Origin of the sequence: Moraxella sp., assembly GCF_024227015.1 — a bacterium.
Lineage (GTDB): Bacteria > Pseudomonadota > Gammaproteobacteria > Pseudomonadales > Moraxellaceae > Moraxella.
In genome coordinates this window covers 1-2,507 of record NZ_JAAELD010000039.1, presented here as the reverse complement: position 1 = coordinate 2,507, position 2,507 = coordinate 1, and the positions used below count along the sequence as shown (strand labels likewise).

General features: G+C 46.7%; 2 protein-coding genes and 1 pseudogene. All 3 read right to left on the bottom strand.

What is annotated here, in order from left to right; genetic code table 11:
- Nucleotides 1-461 (bottom strand): annotated as a pseudogene (locus GY683_RS00795) (pilus assembly protein PilW); the annotation flags it as partial.
- 97 nt (nt 462-558) lie between these two features.
- Complete coding sequence (gene rlmN, locus GY683_RS00790) at nt 559-1,740, bottom strand: 23S rRNA (adenine(2503)-C(2))-methyltransferase RlmN (RefSeq protein WP_297286941.1); 1,182 nt, start codon at nt 1,738-1,740, stop codon at nt 559-561.
- A gap of 173 nt (nt 1,741-1,913) precedes the next feature.
- Nucleotides 1,914-2,345: a nucleoside-diphosphate kinase gene (gene ndk, locus GY683_RS00785; protein WP_297286940.1), complete on the bottom strand. Its 432-nt coding sequence runs from the start codon at nt 2,343-2,345 to the stop codon at nt 1,914-1,916.
- Nucleotides 2,346-2,507: the final 162 nt, after the last annotated feature.

Below are 2,507 nucleotides of genomic sequence, written 5' to 3'. Positions count from 1 at the left end.
GCACTGATCGCATCATCATACTGGCCCATGCGCTGATAAGCTGCGGCCAGATTCTCCAGTGACTGTACACGGCCTTCATAACCTAGATTGCTCGATGCAATCTTAAAATGATGAATCGCCCGATCATAATGTCCGATCTGAATCAGATACACCGCATAGTTGTTATGCGCACGCATCAGATCGTTATCAAGCTTCAGCGCCTGACGAAAATAACCATCCGCACGCACAAGGTTCATCTCACTGCCTTCGCTCTGGAGCAGCACACCCATCATATCATAAGCTGGCGCAAAGCCTTCATCCGCTGTCAGAGCCATATCAAGCTGCCGCTTGGCATCGTCCAGCCTGCCTGCCACAATGTATTGCCCTGCCATCGCAGTACGAATCTTGGCAAGTTCAGTCTTATCCTGATGAATGCTGCGATCAACACCCTGACATGCGGTCATCACAAGTGTGATGCTCACGACCGCTACAGCACGGCAAACTTTCAACCTAAAAACCATCAGACACCCCATTCTATCAAGTCTCAAAAACTTTGCCAACTTATTTCAAACATCCAGATTAAGCGTGATCTTGACGCTTTTGGATGCTTTCTTGCCATTTTTTGGCACGTCGGGTGCGGTCGGCAACTTGCCCAACCAGCTGCCCACACGCCGCATCGATGTCATCGCCGCGAGTCTGGCGAATCGTACACACAAAGCCTGCATTATTTAGAATGTTGCTAAATGCATGGATTCGGTTATTGCTTGAGCGGTCATAAGGCGCATGCGGGAATGGGTTGAACGGAATTAGATTCACCTTGCTTGGCAAATCTTTTAATAGTGTCACAAGCTGACGCGCATGCTCATCGCTGTCATTCACGCCTGCGAGCATCACATATTCAATGGTGACGTGTTTTTTGTGGCGTGGATTTTCTTCGTAGACGTATGCTTTGGCGGCGGCGATGAGATCTGCCAGTGGGTATTTTTTATTGATTGGCACCAGCTCATCTCGAAGCTCATCGTTCGGAGCATGCAGGCTGATGGCGAGCGCCACATCAATGTCCTTGGCCAAATCATACATCTTTGGCACCACGCCTGATGTCGATAGGGTCACGCGGCGTTTTGATAATCCAAACGCATGATCATCAAGCATCAAAGACATGCTGGCAACTACAGGGTTATAGTTCAACAGAGGCTCGCCCATGCCCATCATGACGACATTGGTCACGCGATTCTCACGCTCGGTCGGAGCGACATCTTCCATATATGACTGATTCGCCACCCACAACTGCCCGATGATTTCACTGGCGTCCAAGTCACGCTCAAAGCCCTGCTTGCCCGTACTACAAAACGAACAATCCAGCGCACAGCCAACCTGAGATGAGATACACAAGGTCTTACGCCCAAATTGCTTGCCATCTTCGGCTGGGATAAGCACCGCCTCAACGAGCGAACCACCCGACACCTCAAAGACCCATTTACGCGTCCCATCTTCGCTAAATTGCTTGAATTTCACCTTCGGCGGTAATACGCAAGCGACTTCATCGAGCTTTTGTTGAAGTTTTTTTGAGATGTTTGTCATCTCAAAAAAGTCTGTCACACCAAACTGATAAATCCACTTCATCACCTGCGTCGCTCGAAACGGCTTCTCGCCAAGCGATACAAAAAACTCACCTAGATCCGCCTTGGACATACCAAGCAAATTAACCTTGTTGGATGAATCGGTGGATTCTGTCGCATGGATTACGGGGATTTTTGTCATGACAATCGGACTGCTATAATAAACATAAAAACAGCACATTATACTAAAAATTTCGTTCAAAGTCATGATTTTTTGGTATTGGTGCGCTTGTTTGATTTTACAAAAAATAAAAAACAGCCCACTAAAAAAGCAAGCTGTTTACGATTAATCAGATGATAATATCTGGCAATCAATTAACGAGTGCGTGGGAAGATTTCGTCTGCACTGAAGAAGTAAGCGATTTCGCGCTCAGCTGAAGTGGTAGAGTCAGAACCGTGAGCTGCATTCTCGTCGATGCTTACTGCAAAGTCAGCACGGATGGTGCCAGCAGCAGCTTCAGCTGGGTTGGTTGCGCCTAGAATATCGCGGTGTGCTAGTACAGCGTTCTCGCCTTCTAGTACAGATACAACCACAGGACCTGAAGTCATGAATGCAACTAGGTCAGCGAAGAAGCCACGCTCTTTGTGCTCTGCGTAGAAGCCTTCTGCTTCTGCTTGAGTTAGGTGCTTGTATTTGATAGCAACTGGCTTAAGACCTGCTTTTTCGAAGCGAGCGATGATGTCGCCGATGTGATTTTTGCCAACTGCGTCTGGTTTGATGATAGATAGAGTACGTTCGATAGCCATGATATTTCCTTAATAATATAAAGGGCTTAAAAGGATAAAAAATTCTACAAGATCGTGCAGAATTGCCCACATTATACCAATCTTTTAGGGGATTTGTCATGTGGTTTTTATGTCAAAAATGTCAAAATATATTGCCTAAGTCTCGCAATCACTTTTCGCTTT

What these genes read in the sequence shown, in the direction of transcription:
- rlmN (WP_297286941.1), bottom strand. Translation starts at nt 1,740, where the DNA reads ATGACAAAAATCCCCGTAATCCATGCGACAGAATCCACCGATTCATCC.
- ndk (WP_297286940.1), bottom strand. Translation starts at nt 2,345, where the DNA reads ATGGCTATCGAACGTACTCTATCTATCATCAAACCAGACGCAGTTGGC.